Consider the following 16,580-nt stretch of genomic DNA (forward strand, 5'->3'; position numbering starts at 1 on the left):
CGGTAAAACAAAATGGCGCGCATATTAACACAGTCTGCGCCAAATTACTCCGTCACAGAGGCCGCAAGAAAGGCAACCGCGCGGCGAATATCCCGCGTACGCGGTGCGGGCGGCAGGCTTGCGAGGAACACCGCGCCGTAAGGGCGCATCACCAGACGGTTATCGCAAATGACCAGCACGCCCCGGTCATCAACGTCACGAATCAGGCGCCCCACCCCCTGTTTGAGGGTAATAACCGCATCCGGAAGCTGGACTTCATCAAACGGATCGCCACCGCGCAGGCGGCAATCTTCCATCCGGGCTTTGAGCAGCGGATCGTCCGGCGAGGTAAACGGCAGTTTGTCGATAATGACCAGCGACAGCGTGTCGCCACGCACATCCACCCCTTCCCAGAAACTGCTGGTCGCAACCAGCAAGGCATTTCCTGCGGTGATGAATTGCTGCAACAACTGCCCTTTGCTGGTCTCTCCCTGCAGCAAAACGGGCAACGTCATGGTGGCACGGAACTGCTCCGCGAGATCACGCATCATGGCGTGGGAAGTACAGAGCATAAAGCAGCGACCATTGTTCGCTTCTATGATCGGTTTGAGCATTGCCGCCAGTTGACGGGCCGCTCCTGGCTGATTAGCCTGCGGCAGGTTTCGTGGCACACAAAGCAGTGTCTGGCGGGCGTAATCGAACGGGCTTGGCAACAGCAGCGTTTGCGCTTCTTCGATGCCGAGCCGCGCAGTAAAGTGATGCAGATCATCGTTCACCGAGAGCGTCGCCGAGGTAAAAATCCAGCTACCGCTTTTCTGCGCCATCACCTCTTTGAATTTGTCCGCCACGGTGAGCGGCGTCAGCGCCAGGGTAAAATGGCGCGAGGTGCACTCATACCAGTAACTAAAACCGGGCTGATTGATCTCTTTCAGCCGTTTGAGCCGTGCGCGGTACAACGTTGCGCGCTCAAACGCCGCGTCGAGGAGGGCCGAACGTCCAAGCGACAGTTTTGCCACGTCATAACAGAGTTCCAGCGCGTCATCGAGTAGCAGCAGCGCCCGCTGGATATGGGCATCGGCCAGCAGTTCCCGCAGGTTGCCGCGATATCCCGGTTCACCCAATTGCAGGCGGAAATCCTGTGCGCTCTGCGCCAGCCTGTCGGCGCATTTTTGCAACTGCTGGGTATCACGTAACTCGGTGCGGTAGGCAATGGTGAAATCTTTGGCTAAATCCAGTAACTGGCGGCTGGAGATAGACTGGCCAAAATACTGGCTGGCGATATCCGGAAGCTGATGCGCTTCATCGAAGATCATCACTTCGGCTTGCGGGATAAGCTCGCCAAAACCGCTCTCTTTCACCACCATGTCTGCCAGGAACAGGTGATGGTTGACCACCACCACATCGGCATCCATCGCTTTTTTGCGCGCTTTTACCACGAAGCAGTCTTTGTACATCGGACAGTCGCTGCCCAGACAGTTGTCATTGGTGCTGGTCACCAGCGGCCAGACGGCAGAATCTTCCGCCACGCTGACACAGGTGCTGATGTCGCCATCTTTGGTCTGATTTGACCAGGAGCGTAATAAAATGACGTCACTGAGGGTTTGCACCGGCAGATCGCCCCCCGCCAGCGCCTGCTGTTCCAGTCGCTCAATACAGAGGTAGTTTGAACGTCCTTTAAGCAACGCGGTATGGCCGGTGAATTTGAGCGCGTTTGCCACCGTGGGTAAATCACGGCTGTATAGCTGATCCTGTAGGGCTTTGGATCCCGTTGAGATGATCACTTTTTTGCCGGCGCGCAACGCCGGAGCCAGATAGGCATAAGTTTTCCCGGTCCCGGTGCCCGCCTCTACCACCAGCGGCTGTGTGCGGGCAATTGCGTCACTGACGGCATGGGCCATCTGACGTTGTGGTTCACGGGGTTTAAAACCCGGTATCGCTTTGGCCAACTGACCGTCTGTTGCAAAATCGTCCGTCACACTGCCCCCACACTGGATAAATCGCCAGCGATTATGTCAGGGCATTGGGTTTTGCGCCAGTCTGTGGCAGTCTTGCCCGCAATCATAAGGAAAACCATGAGGAATAAAATATGACCATTACCCGCATTGATGCCGACGCCCGCTGGTCAGACGCAGTCATCCATAACCAGACGCTCTACTACACGGGTGTGCCGGAAAACCTTGATGCCGACGCCTTTGAACAAACCGCCAACACCCTGGCGCAGATTGACGCCGTGCTGGCCAGACAGGGTAGCGATAAGACGCGTATTCTGGATGCGACAATTTTTCTGGTGGATAAAAGTGATTTCGCGGCAATGAACAAAGCCTGGGACGCGTGGGTTGTCGCCGGTCATGCGCCTGTACGCTGCACCGTTCAGGCCGGCTTGATGAACCCGAAGTACAAAGTCGAAATTAAAATTGTTGCCGCCGTCTGACAGGACACAATCCGGCGCGCATCCCGCGCCGGCATTTATTCCATATCCAGAAAGTCGTCGTACTCAAGGTAATGGTTGAGAGCGCGGATAATTTCACTGTCGCGGGCGTCAGGCTTTTGCTGAATCGCCAGTTCTACGACGGACTGAAAATGCTCGCCCATACAGGCAAAGTGGTGGTATCGCCCCGTCGCTGCCGCGGCTTCGGCGTCATCGCTGGCAACCACATAAAGCGCATCGCCCGCCTGAAAAGCCCCGTCGTGTGTTGAATACACATCATAGTAGAGCGATTTCCCCTGCCCGGCCTTCACGCAGGCAATCAGCGCGTCGATGCCAAGCGCCATATTTAACCGCAGAGTTTCCAGCACCGGGCCCGCAGGCACAAAGGTAACGCGTGCGCCAGTGGCCTGCAACTCGCGCTCCAGTGGGCGCAAGCGCAGGCGAAAATCCTCACCCACACAAATCGGCGGGCTGGCGACAAAACTCAGCGCATCAGCCAGCGGTAAATTCAGCGCTTTTCTGAGGACGTGAACCACTTTGAGTTTCTGCGGGCCAATATCGGTAATGAGCAGATGCCCCGCCTGCCAGTCCTGCGGATCTACGTCAGGGACGTTATCGTCGTCGCCATCGTCTGCCTGGCGCGCTTCGCGAAGCTCAAGCCAGAATGGACTGTCCGCTTCGGTATGCGCGTCAAGTAACGCCAGCGTGGTCGCTTCATCGGCATGGCATAGCTGACGTAAAAGGGACTGGAAGGCGTGCAAACCGGGTGCGATGCATTCTGCCTGCCAGCGGCCCGCGCCGTGTGCGGCATAATAGACCGGGTAGCCGTTTGCCGCTTCGTTCAAATCGATAAAGAATGGATCGTCCAGGCCATTAAGGGCTATCAAATACCAGCCGGGTTGCCACATCCCGGCTGTGTCAGCCACCAGGCTTTCCCCGGTGACGCCGTGCCAGCGAAAACCGCAATGCCACGCGTGCCATTGCTCTGGCTGTGGGTAGTGAAAAGGAAGCGTGAGATCGCCGGGGATAACGGCCTCGGTGATAAACGCAAGGATCGCATCCGGTACTGTCTCAGGCATCACGTTTTCCATTCACCGCCTCCGCACTCAGGGTTTACTCGTCTTCATCTTCGTCTTCAAAGCGCGCCACAATACGTTCGCCCTTATGGCTGGCGCGTAATTCATCCGCCACCTGCGAGATGGCCTGACCACTGCTCATGCCCTGTGACATTAATTCCTGAATACGCTCGACGGCTTTTTGCTGCTGTTCGTGGCTGAGGGAAGGTAAACCTGCAAACATCGTGAACTCCTGCTAAATTATTCGCGCTAATTATTTCATGCGCCGTGGCTATGCGCCAGCGATCGCGTAAAGAGCCAGGACTGATGAAGACGTTTTCCCCCGCTGTCATACCATTACCGTGGCATCCCGATGCCGCAGAGCACTATTTTTCTCTGATTCATCATCTGCCGTGGGCGATGATGCTGCACTCTGGTCACGCGGACCATGCCTGCAACCGTTTTGATATTCTGGTCGCCGATCCTCTCTCAACACTTGTCACCCGGGGTGAACAGACCACCATCGCCGATGCGGATGGCGCGCGCGAGTCCACAGAGGATCCGTTTAGCCTGGTGAAGCAGGCCATCGACAAGGCCGGGATCCGCCCACAGGCTAACAACGATCTGCCGTTTCAGGGCGGGGCACTCGGACTGTTCGGTTATGATTTAGGGCGTCGCTTTGAAAAACTGCCCGCATTCGCGCAAAAAGACATTTTGCTGCCGGATATGGCGATAGGTATTTATGACTGGGCCGTGGTGGTGGATCACCATAAACAGCATGTCACGCTGCTGAGCTACCGGGAGCCGCAGACGCGTCTGGCCTGGCTTAACGCCCAAACGCCGCCGTCCGTCGTCCCGTTTAGCCTGGCCTCCCCCTGGCAGGCAAATATGACGCGCTCTGAATATGGTGCGAAATTTCGTCAGGTACAGGCCTGGCTGCATAGCGGCGATTGTTATCAGGTTAACCTTGCACAGCGCTTTCAGGCGCATTATGTCGGTGATGAATGGCAGGCTTTTTGCCGCCTGAACCGCTCGAATCGCGCTCCGTTCAGTGCTTTTTTGCGCCTGGAAGAAGGTGCGATTTTAAGCCTGTCGCCGGAGCGGTTTATTCAGCTTCAGGATGATGTTATCGAGACGCGTCCCATTAAGGGCACGCTCCCGCGCCTGCCTGACGCCTGGGACGATGCGCAACAGGCGCAAAAACTGGCCGCATCAACGAAAGACCGGGCCGAGAATCTGATGATTGTCGACCTGATGCGCAATGATATTGGTCGGGTGGCCGTGCCCGGCTCCGTACGCGTGCCGACGCTGTTTGCCGTAGAGCCCTTTCCGGCAGTTCACCATCTGGTCAGTACCGTGACAGCAAAGCTGCCTGCCACATTGCATGCCAGTGATGTGCTACGCGCCGCGTTTCCGGGTGGATCGATTACCGGTGCGCCCAAAATTCGCGCCATGGCGATTATCGATGAGCTGGAACCGCAACGGCGTAATGCCTGGTGCGGCAGCATTGGGTACATCAGTTTTTGCGGCGCCATGGATACCAGCATCACCATTCGTACCCTGACGGCGTGGGCGGGGCAAATCTTCTGCTCAGCGGGGGGCGGCATCGTGGCGGACAGCAACGAAGAGGCTGAATATCAGGAAACATTTGATAAAGTTAACCGTATCTTGCAGCAACTGGAGAGCTAAACCGTGGCGCAGCCAAACTTAACCCTGGATGATTTTCTCTCGCGTTTTCAGCTTTTACGCCCCCAGCTACACCCCACCGCCGCGAATGCGCGGCAGGCGGCAGTGCTGGTGCCGGTGGTGCGGCGTGAGCAGCCAAGGTTACTGTTAACACAGCGCTCACCACGATTACGAAAACACGCCGGGCAGGTCGCCTTTCCCGGCGGTGCCGTTGATGATACCGATGCCTCGCTGATCGCCGCGGCCCTGCGCGAAGCGCAAGAAGAGGTCGCCATTCCACCCGACGCCGTCGAGGTTATCGGTGTGCTACCGCCGGTTGACAGCGTCACCGGATTTCGCGTGACGCCCGTTGTGGGGATCATTCCCCCTGACCTGCACTACCATGCCAGCGAAGATGAGGTGGCTTCGGTGTTTGAAATGCCGCTTGCCGAGGCACTACGCCTGGGACGCTATCATCCACTGGACATTCACCGTCAGGGCAACGCGCACCGGGTTTGGCTCTCCTGGTATCAGCATTATTTTGTCTGGGGTATGACCGCGGGCATAATTCGTGAGCTGGCGTTGCAGGTGGGGCTTCGCCCTTGACTATACTTATCACGAAGCATTTTTAAGACAGCGGAATATGGCCGCGCGCTATTAGTAAAATCGAGGTTAGGCATTAGTTTAATTCATGTGAATAATTAAGCTGTCCGCACACTTCCCTCTTACACTATGCGCAGTTATTACATCGTTACTGGAACCCCCGGTAACCCTGTCAGGAGTGTTAATGTGATTAGTATATTCGACATGTTTAAGGTGGGTATTGGTCCCTCTTCCTCCCACACTGTTGGCCCGATGAAAGCCGGGAAACAGTTCGTCGATGACCTGGTCGAAAAAGGATTACTGGAAAGCGTCACCCGCGTCGCGGTGGACGTTTATGGCTCACTGTCGCTGACAGGTAAAGGCCACCATACCGATATCGCCATTATTATGGGTCTGGCTGGCAATGAGCCGGCCACGGTAGACATTGATTCCATCCCTGCGTTTATTCGCGATGTGGAAAACCGGGGCCGCCTGTTGCTGGCGCAGGGCCGCCGGGAAGTGGATTTCCCGCAGGATAACGGCATGCGTTTTCACAGCGACAACCTGCCGCTGCACGAAAATGCCATGAGCATCCACGCGTGGAATGGTGAGCGCGAAGTCTACAGTAAGACCTATTACTCCATCGGTGGCGGTTTTATTGTCGATGAAGAGCATTTTGGTAAAGAAGTGCTCAACGAAGTGACCGTTCCCTACCCGTTCAAATCCGCCAGCGATATGCTGAATTATTGCAAAGAGACCGGCCTGTCACTCTCTGGCATGGTGATGCAAAACGAACTCGCGCTGCATAGCAGACAGGAGATCGAAGCGTACTTTGGTCATGTCTGGGCGACCATGCGTGCCTGTATCGACCGCGGGATGAATACAGAAGGCGTGCTGCCTGGCCCATTGCGCGTCCCGCGTCGCGCCTCGGCGCTGCGCCGTATGCTGGTTGCCAGCGATAAATTATCCAGTGATCCAATGAATGTGATCGATTGGGTCAATATGTTCGCGCTGGCAGTGAATGAAGAGAACGCTGCCGGTGGGCGTGTGGTGACAGCGCCAACAAACGGGGCCTGTGGTATTGTCCCGGCAGTGCTGGCTTACTATGACCACTTTATCGAATCCGTCAGCCCGGACATTTATATCCGCTATTTCCTTGCCGCAGGCGCAATTGGCGCACTGTACAAAATGAACGCATCGATTTCGGGTGCCGAAGTGGGTTGCCAGGGTGAAGTGGGTGTCGCCTGCTCAATGGCGGCGGCGGGCCTTGCGGAGTTACTGGGCGCCAGCCCGGAACAGGTGTGCGTGGCGGCGGAAATCGGCATGGAGCATAACCTTGGCCTCACCTGCGATCCGGTAGCCGGTCAGGTACAGGTGCCCTGCATTGAGCGTAATGCTATCGCCTCCGTCAAAGCCATTAATGCCTCCCGTATGGCCATGCGCCGTACCAGCGCCCCCCGAGTCTCACTGGATAAGGTTATCGAAACCATGTACGAGACCGGCAAAGATATGAATGCGAAGTATCGTGAAACCTCTCGTGGCGGCCTCGCCATTAAGGTTCAGTGCGACTAATACTCTTTTCCAGCCCTTCTACGACGGAAGGGCTAAATTCTGTGCCTTTTCTCATCGCATTCCCGCTTTCCCAACTACACTTTCTTTGTTCTGGCGGAAATTCCAGGCCAGTGGCTTTTAAGGCGGTCACGGCATGCAAACAGCACAGAGAATTATTAAAAGCTATCTGCGCAAGCGCTTAGCAATTTGCGTAGCCCTGGCAATGGTGACGCTCATTTCCACTCTCGCCATTCTCTTTATTTCGGAGCGCAATGTTAATCAGCAGAAAATTGTCGCTTTCACCGCACATGCTGTTGAATCATTCGATAAATTACTCTTACCTCTTGAACACAAACGTGACGTGATTCTGCCCCTCGTTGGCACATCTTGCACCAATGCCCACCTGCAATTGCGCACTCAGGCCGCCAGTTTGCAGACCGTGCGTGACATCGGGCTCATAAAAGACGGGATTCTGTACTGCTCGAGCATATTTGGTTATCGGGATGTGCCCATTAAGCAACTGCAACCCGCGTTACCGTCGACAAAACCAGTCATAATGCTTTCCACCGATCAATCGCTTTTAAAAAACAGCCCGGTGATGATTATGTGGTATCCCGCCGCCACCGACGGTCAGAGCGGCATTATCGAGGTTGTTAATATCGATTTGCTGACCAATTTAATGCTGGAACCTGATGAGCCCTTGATTATCTCCGCCAGCCTGAGCATGAATGACCGTCATCTGACCTATGGTAGCGGCGTCAGTAACCGTCTGCCGGAGCTGAATAATGAAGAGCGTTATCAACAGGAATCAGAACATTTTCCCTTTATCGTCAGCGTGACCGGGCCTGGAGCAGGCGCACTGGCATGGCGTCATTTGCCGTCGCAATTACCGCTGGGGCTGCTGCTGAGTTTACTGATTGGTTATATCGCCTGGCTGGCCACGGCCAGCCGTATGAGTTTTTCCGGCGAGATCAATCTGGGCCTTGCCGCACGGGAATTTGAGCTATTTTGCCAGCCGCTCCTGGAGGCAAACAACAACACCTGTATTGGCGTCGAAATCCTGTTGCGCTGGAACAACCCCCGTCAGGGCTGGATCCCTCCCGATGTTTTTATTCCCATCGCTGAACAGCACAATCTCATCGCCCCACTGACACGCTATGTGATGGCGGAAACCCAGCGCCAGCTTGGGCTTTTTCCGGCGGACAGTACATTTCAGATTGGTATCAATGTCGCGCCGAGCCACTTGCGCCATGGCATGTTGCTCCAGGATCTTAATCGCCTCTGGTATCACGCGAACCCGGTGCAACAATTAACCATAGAGCTTACCGAGCGCGACGCGCTGCATGACGTGGATTACCGTATGGTGCGCGAGCTTCATCGCAGAGGGGCCAAAATCGCCATTGACGATTTCGGTACGGGCAACAGTTCACTGTCATGGCTGGAGAGACTGCGCCCGGATGTATTAAAAATTGATAAGTCCTTCACCATGGCTATTGGTACGGATGCGGTGAACTCGACGGTGACGGATATGATTATCGCCCTGGGGCAACGCCTGAATATTGAACTGGTGGCGGAAGGAGTAGAAAACCCCCGTCAGGCGCAGCATCTGCGGCAACGGGGGGTGCATATATTGCAAGGATTTCTGTACGCGAAGCCTATGCCAATTAAAGAGTTTCCGCGTTGGCTGGCAGGGTGGACTTCCCCGCCAGCGCGGCGTAAAGGGCTAATGATGCCGCTTATGCCATAGGGAAATTACTCTTCTTCGTCGTGAAGCGGTCGCTCTTTAACAACACGTACCAGGTCGACGCGATAGTCATTGGCTTCGATAACGCTGATATGCAGCGGCGCAAGCTCCAGCTTGTCACCCGGACGGGGGATCTGACCATTAATGGCGATCACCAGGCCCGCAACGGTGGCGATATCCTCGTTTTCGTTAACCAAAGTGTCCAGGCCCAGAGTATGTTGCAGAGCATGCAAATCGGTGGCGCCTTTAACCAGCCAGCCATCGCCGTCAGCGACGATTTCCGGCGTTTCGTCAGCATCCGGGAACTCACCGGCAATCGCCTCCAGCACATCCAGCGGTGTTACCAGCCCCTGTACCACCCCAAATTCGTTGGTGACGATAACGAAGCTGCCACGGGCACGGCGCAATACGGCCAGCAGTTTTATCGGGTCCAGCGTTTCCGGCACGACGATCGCCGGCGAGGCCGACGCCATTGCTGCAACGTCCGTCCCCTCTTCCAGCGCCACCAGCATCTCTTTCGCGCGAACAATACCCAGCACCTCATCCAGTTCACCACGACAAACCGGGAACAGGCTGTGCGGCGAGGAAAGAAGCTGCTGGCGGATCTCTTCCACACTCAGGTTAGCGTCGACCCAACTGATTTCACCGCGCGGCGTCATGATGCTACGCAACGAGCGGGAAGCCAGCGTTAACACGCCATTGATCATGTAACGTTCTTCTTCGGCAAACGCGCCTTCCGGCACCGATACCGGCGACTGACTGTCTGTATCCTGCGTCTGGCTGGCCTGACGTTTACCGCCCATCAGCCGCAAAATCGCATCGGCGGTACGCGCACGCAGCGGCAGCGTTGACTGATGACGAATAAAGTTGCGACGGGCAATCTGGTTGAACAGCTCGATAATGATTGAAAAACCAATCGCCGCGTACAGGTAGCCTTTCGGAATATGGAAACCAAAACCTTCCGCGACCAGGCTCAGACCAATCATCAGCAGGAAGCTCAGACAGAGCACCACCACCGTGGGATGCTGGTTGACGAAGCGGGTCAACGGTTTGGATGCCAGCAGCATCACCGCCATGGCAATGACCACGGCTGCCATCATGACCGGCAGATGGTTCACCATCCCGACTGCTGTGATCACCGCATCAAGCGAGAAGACAGCATCAAGAATAACAATCTGTACCACCACCACCCAGAAACTGGCATATCCTTTACCCTGTCCTTCGTCGTGCTGACGATTCTCCAGCCTTTCATGTAGCTCGGTCGTCGCTTTAAAGAGCAGGAATATCCCCCCGAGGAGCATGATCAAATCACGGCCAGAGAAGGTGAAATCCATGATGGAGAAGAGCGGTTTTGTCAGCGTGACCATCCAGGAGATCAGAGACAACAGTCCTAAACGCATCACCAGCGCCAGAGAGAGGCCAATCAGGCGCGCTTTATCTCGCTGCTTTGGCGGCAATTTATCGGCGAGGATGGCGATAAATACCAGGTTATCTATACCAAGAACAATTTCCAGAACAACAAGTGTCAACAACCCCGCCCATATTGAGGGGTCCATTAAGAATTCCATGGCAAGCTCCTGCTAAAGGCATGATGAGTCCGCGCGTAGGGGTGCGCAGGCATGATGACAACAAGGGGGTTCAAGGTTAAAGAATGGCTGGCGCAAACAGGCCAAAGGGGGAACTGGCGTCGGTGACGGTCCATACGGCGGGCTGATGCCCTGTACTCCTGATAATGTAAACGGATGTTAAACATATCAGAGAGACTTTGGGTTTTGCAAAGATTTACCTGAATTTGCATTTTGAGAGATATTTTTCGCTCCGAAATTTCCCGTACGCTAAAGCTAAATTACGGATGTTCATCACATAAATTATTTTTTCACTATCTAAAATAATTCCCGGAAGTCTTAGTTTTTTCTTTCTAAGCCCTGTCTGAATCGATTCGGGCTGTCAGAGAGATTCAGAACGCATCAGTTAATGATGTGTTAACGACAAAAACGAAGGAGGTAGCAAGTGACCATTGCTATTGTGATAGGCACACATGGTTGGGCTGCGGAACAGTTACTCAAAACCGCCGAAATGCTATTGGGCGAGCAAGAGAACGTCGGTTGGATCGATTTCGTTCCCGGTGAAAACGCCGAGACGTTAATCGAGAAATACAACGCGCAGTTGGAAAAGCTCGATACACATCAGGGCGTGCTATTTCTCGTTGATACATGGGGTGGTAGCCCATTCAATGCTGCCAGCCGCATTGTCGTCGATAAAGAGCATTATGAAGTGGTGGCTGGCGTCAATATTCCTATGCTCGTGGAAACACTGATGGCGCGAGACGACAACCCAACCTTTGATGAACTGGTAGCTGTCGCGGTGGAAACAGGACGCGAAGGCGTGAAAGCGCTGAAAGCCAAACCTGTGGAAAAACCGACGCCCGTTGCGCCCCCTAAACCTGCGGCTCCAGTAAAACCGATGGGACCGAATGACTATATGGTCATTGGTCTTGCCCGTATTGATGACCGCTTGATCCATGGTCAGGTCGCAACACGCTGGACCAAAGAAACAAACGTGACGCGTATTATCGTCGTCAGTGATGAAGTTGCAGCCGATAACGTACGTAAGACGCTGCTCACACAGGTTGCGCCTCCCGGGGTGACGGCGCACGTGGTGGACGTTGCCAAGATGATCCGTGTTTACAACAACCCGAAATACGCGGGTGAGCGGGTGATGCTGTTGTTTACCAACCCAACTGACGTACTGCGCATTGTTGAAGAGGGTGTGAAAATCACCACCGTCAATATCGGCGGTATGGCCTATCGGCAGGGGAAAACTCAGGTGAACAACGCGGTTTCGGTGGATGAAAAAGACATTGCGGCCTTCAAAAAGCTCAACGAACGCAATATCGAGCTGGAAGTTCGCAAAGTTTCTAACGACCCGAAACTGAAAATGATGGATTTGATCAATAAGGTCGCGAAGTAACCGCGCCGGGTTGGTTGACTCAGTTTCACACTTACGTTTGTTTAGCATAGGAGAAGTACAATGGAGATTACCACTCTTCAGATTGTGCTGGTGTTCGTCGTCGCGTGTATTGCCGGTATGGAATCGGTACTCGATGAATTTCAGTTTCACCGTCCGTTAGTGGCCTGTACGCTGGTGGGTATCGTCCTGGGGGATATGAAAACCGGTATTATCATCGGCGGTACCCTGGAGATGATTGCGCTGGGCTGGATGAACATCGGTGCGGCGGTCGCACCCGATGCCGCGCTCGCCTCTATTATCTCAACCGTCCTGGTTATCGCGGGTCATCAAAGTATCGGCGCCGGTATCGCGCTGGCTATCCCACTGGCAGCAGCAGGCCAGGTACTGACCATTATTGTGCGTACCATCACCGTGGCCTTCCAGCACGCGGCGGATAAGGCGGCAAACAACGGCAACCTCACGGCATTGTCCTGGATCCATGTCTCGTCCCTGTTCCTTCAGGCCATGCGTATCGCTATCCCGGCCGTTATTGTTGCTATCTCCGTCGGGACCAGTGAAGTTCAGGGTATGCTGAACGCCATTCCGGAAGTCGTAACCAGTGGTCTGAACATTGCTGGCGGCATGATCGTGGTGGTTGGTTATGCGATGGTTATCAATATGATGCGCGCAGGCTACCTGATGCCGTTCTTCTACCTTGGTTTCGTGACGGCGGCGTTTACTAACTTCAACCTCGTTGCGCTGGGTGTGATTGGTGCCGTGATGGCCATCCTTTATATCCAACTGAGCCCGAAATATAACCGCTCTGCTGGCGGGCCTGCACAGGCTGCTGGTAATAACGATCTCGATAACGAACTGGACTAACAGGTGAGCGAAATGGTTGATATGACGACTAAAACTACCACTGAGAAAAAACTCACTCCGGGTGATATTCGTGGCGTGTTCATCCGTTCTAACCTGTTTCAGGGTTCATGGAACTTCGAACGTATGCAGGCGCTGGGTTTCTGCTTCTCGATGGTACCGGCTATCAGACGCCTGTATCCGGAGAACAACGACGCGCGTAAACAAGCTATCAAGCGTCACCTGGAATTCTTTAACACCCATCCTTATGTTGCAGCGCCGGTACTGGGTGTAACGCTGGCGATGGAAGAACAGCGTGCGAACGGGGCAGAGATTGACGATGGTGCCATCAACGGTATCAAAGTGGGTCTGATGGGGCCGCTGGCGGGCGTGGGTGACCCCATTTTCTGGGGTACCGTACGTCCGGTATTCGCAGCGCTTGGCGCGGGTATTGCCATGAGCGGCAGCCTGCTTGGGCCACTGTTGTTCTTCTTCCTGTTTAACCTGGTGCGCCTGGCAACCCGCTATTACGGTGTAGCCTATGGTTATCGTAAGGGTATTGATATCGTTCAGGATATGGGCGGCGGCTTCCTGCAGAAACTGACCGAAGGGGCATCCATTCTCGGCCTCTTTGTCATGGGGGCGCTGGTTAATAAGTGGACACACGTTAACATTCCGCTGGTGGTCTCGCGTATTACCGACCAGACAGGTAAACAAAACGTCACGACTGTGCAAACCATCCTCGATCAGTTGATGCCAGGTCTGGTTCCGCTACTGCTGACTTTCGCCTGTATGTGGTTGTTACGTAAGAAAGTGAACCCGCTGTGGATCATCGTTGGCTTCTTCGTCATCGGGATCGTAGGGTATGCGGTTGGCCTGTTAGGTCTGTAATCTGTTGTGTTATAACCGGGGCATCGCCCCGGTTTTTTATTATCAGGAGGAACCATGACGCTCACGGACAGCATACTGATGTTGTTTATCGCCGCCCTGCTGGCATTTGCCATTTATGATGAACTTATCCTGCCCCGCCGTCATGGCGATACCCTGCTTGCCCTCCCCTTGCTGCGTCGCAGCCGTGTTGATGCGGCTATTTTTGTTGGCCTGTTGGTTATCCTTATTTACAACAACGTTACAAATAACGGTACGCCATTAACCACATGGTTATTATCCGCGCTGGCATTATTAGCCATTTATCTTTTTTGGATTCGCACACCCAAAATCATCTTCAAATTGCGTGGGTTTTTCTTTGCCAGCGTATGGATAGAATATAACCGAATTAAGGAGATGAACTTATCCGAGGATGGCGTGCTGGTGATGCAATTAGAACAAAGGCGCTTGCTTATTCGGGTAAAAAATATTGATGATCTGGAAAGGATATATAAATTAATGATTAAAATTCAATAAGTTAAATGCAAACACCCCTAACTGGAATGTATATTAAATAAGCACACTTATAGCCTTTGCTATATTTCCCCACGGGAAAGTGCTTAATCTTTTTAACGTTATATTCACCTATAAATCTAAATGTTAATCGTTATCAATTGGTAAAAGGATTAATAATTCTCTGTTGTTGTTTTATATTCTCAAAATATGCTAATGTTGCGCCCGTCGTTGGGGAGTAGCCGATTTCCTTTTGCTGGAAATGTACGTGTCAACATACTCGTTGCAAAACGTGGCACGTACGGACTGAGAGTTATCCAGTCAGGCGAGACCATTGACACATCAACTGCTGTTTACTGGGGGCAGTGGTGTGTTATATGGAACTCCCGGTCAGGACGCTCGCATGAATTTATCCGCCACAATTCTTCTCGCCTTTGGCATGTCGATGGATGCCTTCGCTGCATCAATCGGTAAAGGGGCGACCCTGCATAAACCCAAATTCTCCGAAGCCCTCCGCACTGGCCTGATTTTTGGCGTTATTGAAACGCTGACGCCGCTTATTGGCTGGGGTCTGGGGATGCTTGCCAGCCAGTTTGTTCTGGAGTGGAATCACTGGATTGCCTTCATCTTACTGATGTTCCTTGGCGGCAGAATGGTGCTGGAAGGTTTTCGCGCAGAGACGGATGACGCAGGGGAAGCGCCGCATCGCCACGGTTTCTGGTTGTTGGTCACTACCGCGATTGCGACCAGTCTTGATGCGATGGCCGTAGGGGTGGGTCTGGCATTCTTGCAGGTGAATATTCTGACGACCGCGCTGGCGATTGGTTGCGCCACACTGGTGATGTCCACACTCGGCATGATGATTGGTCGGTATATTGGCCCGCTGCTGGGCAAGCGGGCAGAAATTCTTGGCGGTATCGTTCTTATCGGGATCGGTATTGAGATCCTCTGGTCACACTTCGCGCCTTAATCGACGCGCTGCAGACAATGCAGGGTAAAATCGGTCTGACAGTTAAAGCGCGCTTTCGCTGCCAGTGTCTCCCGGACATCCGGTTTTGCCCGCCACGCAAAGGGCGTCATTTGCAGTAACGCGACGGCCTCGGCACCGGTTAATTCCATCTGATAGCTCAGTGATTGCTGCTCTACGACGCGAAACCCTTCTATCTCGCCATTATCAGGCGCATGTAACTGCACTTCGCGGTAAATTAACTCTTTCAGCTCCATCAAGTGGCGTGGCCCAGGCGCTGCGGTAATGACCCATCCCCCCGGTTTTACCACACGTACCAGTTCTTCTGCTTTGCAGGGTGCGTAAATGCGTACGACAGCGTCAATGCTGTCATTCTGGAAAGGCAGGCGATGGCTGGAGGCAACACAAAACATCACCTCAGGGTAACGTTTCGCGGCTGCCCGAATGGCTGCTTTTGAAACATCGAGGCCAAACGTCCGGGCCTCTGTACGCTGCGCGACCTCAGCAAAGGACTGAGTGTAGTACCCTTCCCCACAGCCAATATCCAGTATCGCCTCTGCCTGCGCAGGGAGGCGCGTCTGTAACTGTAAAGCGATTGCATCGCGCAGCGGCTGGTAGTGTCCGGCATCAAGAAACGCACGGCGCGCCTGCATCATTTCCGCACTGTCACCCGGATCCCGCGAACGCTTATGCTGCACGGGCAGTAAGTTGACGTACCCTTCTTTCGCGATGTCGAACTGATGACGTTGTGGACAGGAAAAGCTATGTTCGGAACGCGTCAAGGGGGCGTGACAAAGTGGGCAACAGAAGGGCATGGCAACTCCGGGACTCTTTAAAGGACGCAAGTTTACCGCCATTCGGCGCATCGGGGAATGCGAAGTCAGAAATTAAAAAGCCCCGCACGGTGGCGAGGCTTTTCGCTGACATTGATACGCCAGTGGCGTCTCAAGTACCAGTGGTTTTGAAATTAGATAGCAGTTACGTTAACAGCTGCCGGGCCTTTCTGGCCGTCCTGAATTTCAAACTCAACGTTCTGGCCTTCGGCCAGAGTTTTGAAGCCGTTACCCTGGATTGCAGAGAAGTGTACGAACACATCTTTGCTGCCGTCAGCAGGAGTAATGAAACCAAAACCTTTGGACTCGTTGAACCACTTAACTTGACCTTTAATCTTTGCCATTTGCAATATTCCTTAATGTATATACTTCGCCCGTAGGCATTAACTGAGATAAAACTGAGACATTACTGCTTGAGGCACTAATATAAGGTTCGGCAGAGAAGCGGTATTCAACGATAACGTGTTTACTCAGGACTTCTTTACTGAAAATGCCACACATAAACAGAACTGTACCTCGTTTGACCCAAAACGTGTTATCACACACAACGTAAATTATGGCAAGCCATTTTTAAAAAGGCCTGGATCCG

Annotated in this window: 17 protein-coding genes and 1 riboswitch; of the genes, 10 read left to right on the forward strand and 7 right to left on the reverse strand. The window is 53.8% G+C overall.

Going from position 1 to position 16,580, the window contains the following annotated elements; genetic code table 11:
• Positions 1-44: 44 nt before the first annotated feature.
• Entirely contained in the window at positions 45-1,955 is a 1,911-nt protein-coding gene (locus ABU190_RS07620) for an ATP-dependent DNA helicase (RefSeq protein ID WP_039079522.1), read from the reverse strand.
• Between the two features lie 110 nt (positions 1,956-2,065).
• Here ABU190_RS07620 and ABU190_RS07625 point away from each other — a divergent pair, with 110 nt between their 5' ends.
• Positions 2,066-2,410 (forward strand): RidA family protein, encoded by a 345-nt coding sequence (locus tag ABU190_RS07625; protein ID WP_039079523.1) that lies wholly within the window; start codon positions 2,066-2,068, stop codon positions 2,408-2,410.
• 35 nt (positions 2,411-2,445) lie between these two features.
• On the opposite strand, the gene ABU190_RS07630 is transcribed toward ABU190_RS07625, so the two are convergent.
• Entirely contained in the window at positions 2,446-3,486 is a 1,041-nt protein-coding gene (locus ABU190_RS07630; RefSeq protein ID WP_354690924.1) for a hypothetical protein, read from the reverse strand.
• 34 nt (positions 3,487-3,520) lie between these two features.
• Positions 3,521-3,706 carry a YoaH family protein gene (locus ABU190_RS07635; RefSeq protein WP_110294782.1) on the reverse strand — a complete coding sequence of 62 codons (186 nt, stop codon included), beginning with the start codon at positions 3,704-3,706 and terminating at the stop codon, positions 3,521-3,523.
• An 83-nt stretch (positions 3,707-3,789) separates the two neighbouring features.
• On the opposite strand from ABU190_RS07635, the gene pabB reads away from it, so the two are divergent.
• From pabB to ABU190_RS07655, 4 genes are all read left to right on the forward strand, one after another.
• Complete coding sequence (gene pabB / locus ABU190_RS07640) at positions 3,790-5,151, forward strand: aminodeoxychorismate synthase component 1 (protein WP_354690925.1); 1,362 nt, start codon at positions 3,790-3,792, stop codon at positions 5,149-5,151.
• 3 nt (positions 5,152-5,154) lie between these two features.
• Positions 5,155-5,733: a CoA pyrophosphatase gene (locus ABU190_RS07645; protein ID WP_354690926.1), complete on the forward strand. Its 579-nt coding sequence runs from the start codon at positions 5,155-5,157 to the stop codon at positions 5,731-5,733.
• A gap of 183 nt (positions 5,734-5,916) precedes the next feature.
• A complete protein-coding gene (gene sdaA / locus ABU190_RS07650; protein ID WP_039079527.1) occupies positions 5,917-7,281 on the forward strand; it encodes an L-serine ammonia-lyase in 1,365 nt (454 codons plus the stop codon).
• 133 nt (positions 7,282-7,414) lie between these two features.
• Positions 7,415-9,007, forward strand: coding sequence for an EAL domain-containing protein (locus tag ABU190_RS07655; protein ID WP_354690927.1), 1,593 nt, complete (start codon positions 7,415-7,417; stop codon positions 9,005-9,007).
• A 5-nt stretch (positions 9,008-9,012) separates the two neighbouring features.
• On the opposite strand, the gene yoaE is transcribed toward ABU190_RS07655, so the two are convergent.
• On the reverse strand, positions 9,013-10,572 hold the full coding sequence (gene yoaE, locus ABU190_RS07660) for a CNNM family cation transport protein YoaE (protein WP_354690928.1): 1,560 nt from the start codon (positions 10,570-10,572) through the stop codon (positions 9,013-9,015).
• Positions 10,573-11,014: 442 nt separating this feature from the next.
• Here yoaE and manX point away from each other — a divergent pair, with 442 nt between their 5' ends.
• The 5 genes from manX to mntP all read left to right on the forward strand — a co-directional run bounded on the left by manX (position 11,015) and on the right by mntP (position 15,161).
• Positions 11,015-11,974 (forward strand): PTS mannose transporter subunit IIAB, encoded by a 960-nt coding sequence (manX, locus tag ABU190_RS07665; protein WP_039079530.1) that lies wholly within the window; start codon positions 11,015-11,017, stop codon positions 11,972-11,974.
• Positions 11,975-12,034: 60 nt separating this feature from the next.
• Positions 12,035-12,835 carry a PTS mannose transporter subunit IIC gene (gene manY, locus ABU190_RS07670; protein ID WP_039079531.1) on the forward strand — a complete coding sequence of 267 codons (801 nt, stop codon included), beginning with the start codon at positions 12,035-12,037 and terminating at the stop codon, positions 12,833-12,835.
• Positions 12,836-12,847: 12 nt separating this feature from the next.
• The gene (locus ABU190_RS07675) at positions 12,848-13,702 is read left to right on the forward strand and encodes a PTS mannose transporter subunit IID (protein WP_039079532.1); all 855 of its coding nucleotides are present in this window, start codon (positions 12,848-12,850) and stop codon (positions 13,700-13,702) included.
• Positions 13,703-13,756: 54 nt separating this feature from the next.
• Positions 13,757-14,215: a DUF986 family protein gene (locus ABU190_RS07680; protein WP_354690929.1), complete on the forward strand. Its 459-nt coding sequence runs from the start codon at positions 13,757-13,759 to the stop codon at positions 14,213-14,215.
• Between the two features lie 197 nt (positions 14,216-14,412).
• Positions 14,413-14,588, forward strand: a riboswitch (yybP-ykoY riboswitch).
• A 6-nt stretch (positions 14,589-14,594) separates the two neighbouring features.
• Complete coding sequence (gene mntP, locus ABU190_RS07685) at positions 14,595-15,161, forward strand: manganese efflux pump MntP (RefSeq protein ID WP_071195209.1); 567 nt, start codon at positions 14,595-14,597, stop codon at positions 15,159-15,161.
• On the opposite strand, the gene rlmA is transcribed toward mntP, so the two are convergent.
• From rlmA to ABU190_RS07700, 3 genes are all read right to left on the reverse strand, one after another.
• Positions 15,158-15,973, reverse strand: a complete 816-nt coding sequence (rlmA, locus tag ABU190_RS07690; protein WP_354690930.1) for a 23S rRNA (guanine(745)-N(1))-methyltransferase — start codon at positions 15,971-15,973, stop codon at positions 15,158-15,160. The two genes, mntP and rlmA, sit on opposite strands and share 4 nt — an antisense overlap.
• 152 nt (positions 15,974-16,125) lie before the next feature.
• Positions 16,126-16,335, reverse strand: a complete 210-nt coding sequence (gene cspE / locus ABU190_RS07695; RefSeq protein ID WP_001062678.1) for a transcription antiterminator/RNA stability regulator CspE — start codon at positions 16,333-16,335, stop codon at positions 16,126-16,128.
• Positions 16,322-16,492: a DUF2627 domain-containing protein gene (locus ABU190_RS07700; RefSeq protein WP_071845891.1), complete on the reverse strand. Its 171-nt coding sequence runs from the start codon at positions 16,490-16,492 to the stop codon at positions 16,322-16,324. Before ABU190_RS07700 ends, cspE begins: the two co-directional genes overlap by 14 nt.
• Between the last annotated feature and the right edge of the window lie 88 nt (positions 16,493-16,580).

The sequence above is a fragment of the Phytobacter sp. RSE-02 genome, from assembly GCF_040578655.1.
GTDB classification, from domain to species: domain Bacteria; phylum Pseudomonadota; class Gammaproteobacteria; order Enterobacterales; family Enterobacteriaceae; genus Phytobacter; species Phytobacter diazotrophicus.

Bases quoted from the DNA above. Each gene is read 5' to 3' on its own strand.
- ABU190_RS07625 (WP_039079523.1), top strand. From the start codon at position 2,066: ATGACCATTACCCGCATTGATGCCGACGCCCGCTGGTCAGACGCAGTC.
- ABU190_RS07630 (WP_354690924.1), bottom strand. From the start codon at position 3,486: ATGCCTGAGACAGTACCGGATGCGATCCTTGCGTTTATCACCGAGGCC.
- ABU190_RS07635 (WP_110294782.1), bottom strand. From the start codon at position 3,706: ATGTTTGCAGGTTTACCTTCCCTCAGCCACGAACAGCAGCAAAAAGCC.
- pabB (WP_354690925.1), top strand. From the start codon at position 3,790: ATGAAGACGTTTTCCCCCGCTGTCATACCATTACCGTGGCATCCCGAT.
- ABU190_RS07655 (WP_354690927.1), top strand. From the start codon at position 7,415: ATGCAAACAGCACAGAGAATTATTAAAAGCTATCTGCGCAAGCGCTTA.
- yoaE (WP_354690928.1), bottom strand. From the start codon at position 10,572: ATGGAATTCTTAATGGACCCCTCAATATGGGCGGGGTTGTTGACACTT.
- manY (WP_039079531.1), top strand. From the start codon at position 12,035: ATGGAGATTACCACTCTTCAGATTGTGCTGGTGTTCGTCGTCGCGTGT.
- ABU190_RS07675 (WP_039079532.1), top strand. From the start codon at position 12,848: ATGGTTGATATGACGACTAAAACTACCACTGAGAAAAAACTCACTCCG.
- ABU190_RS07680 (WP_354690929.1), top strand. From the start codon at position 13,757: ATGACGCTCACGGACAGCATACTGATGTTGTTTATCGCCGCCCTGCTG.
- mntP (WP_071195209.1), top strand. From the start codon at position 14,595: ATGAATTTATCCGCCACAATTCTTCTCGCCTTTGGCATGTCGATGGAT.
- rlmA (WP_354690930.1), bottom strand. From the start codon at position 15,973: ATGCCCTTCTGTTGCCCACTTTGTCACGCCCCCTTGACGCGTTCCGAA.
- cspE (WP_001062678.1), bottom strand. From the start codon at position 16,335: ATGGCAAAGATTAAAGGTCAAGTTAAGTGGTTCAACGAGTCCAAAGGT.
- ABU190_RS07700 (WP_071845891.1), bottom strand. From the start codon at position 16,492: ATGTGTGGCATTTTCAGTAAAGAAGTCCTGAGTAAACACGTTATCGTT.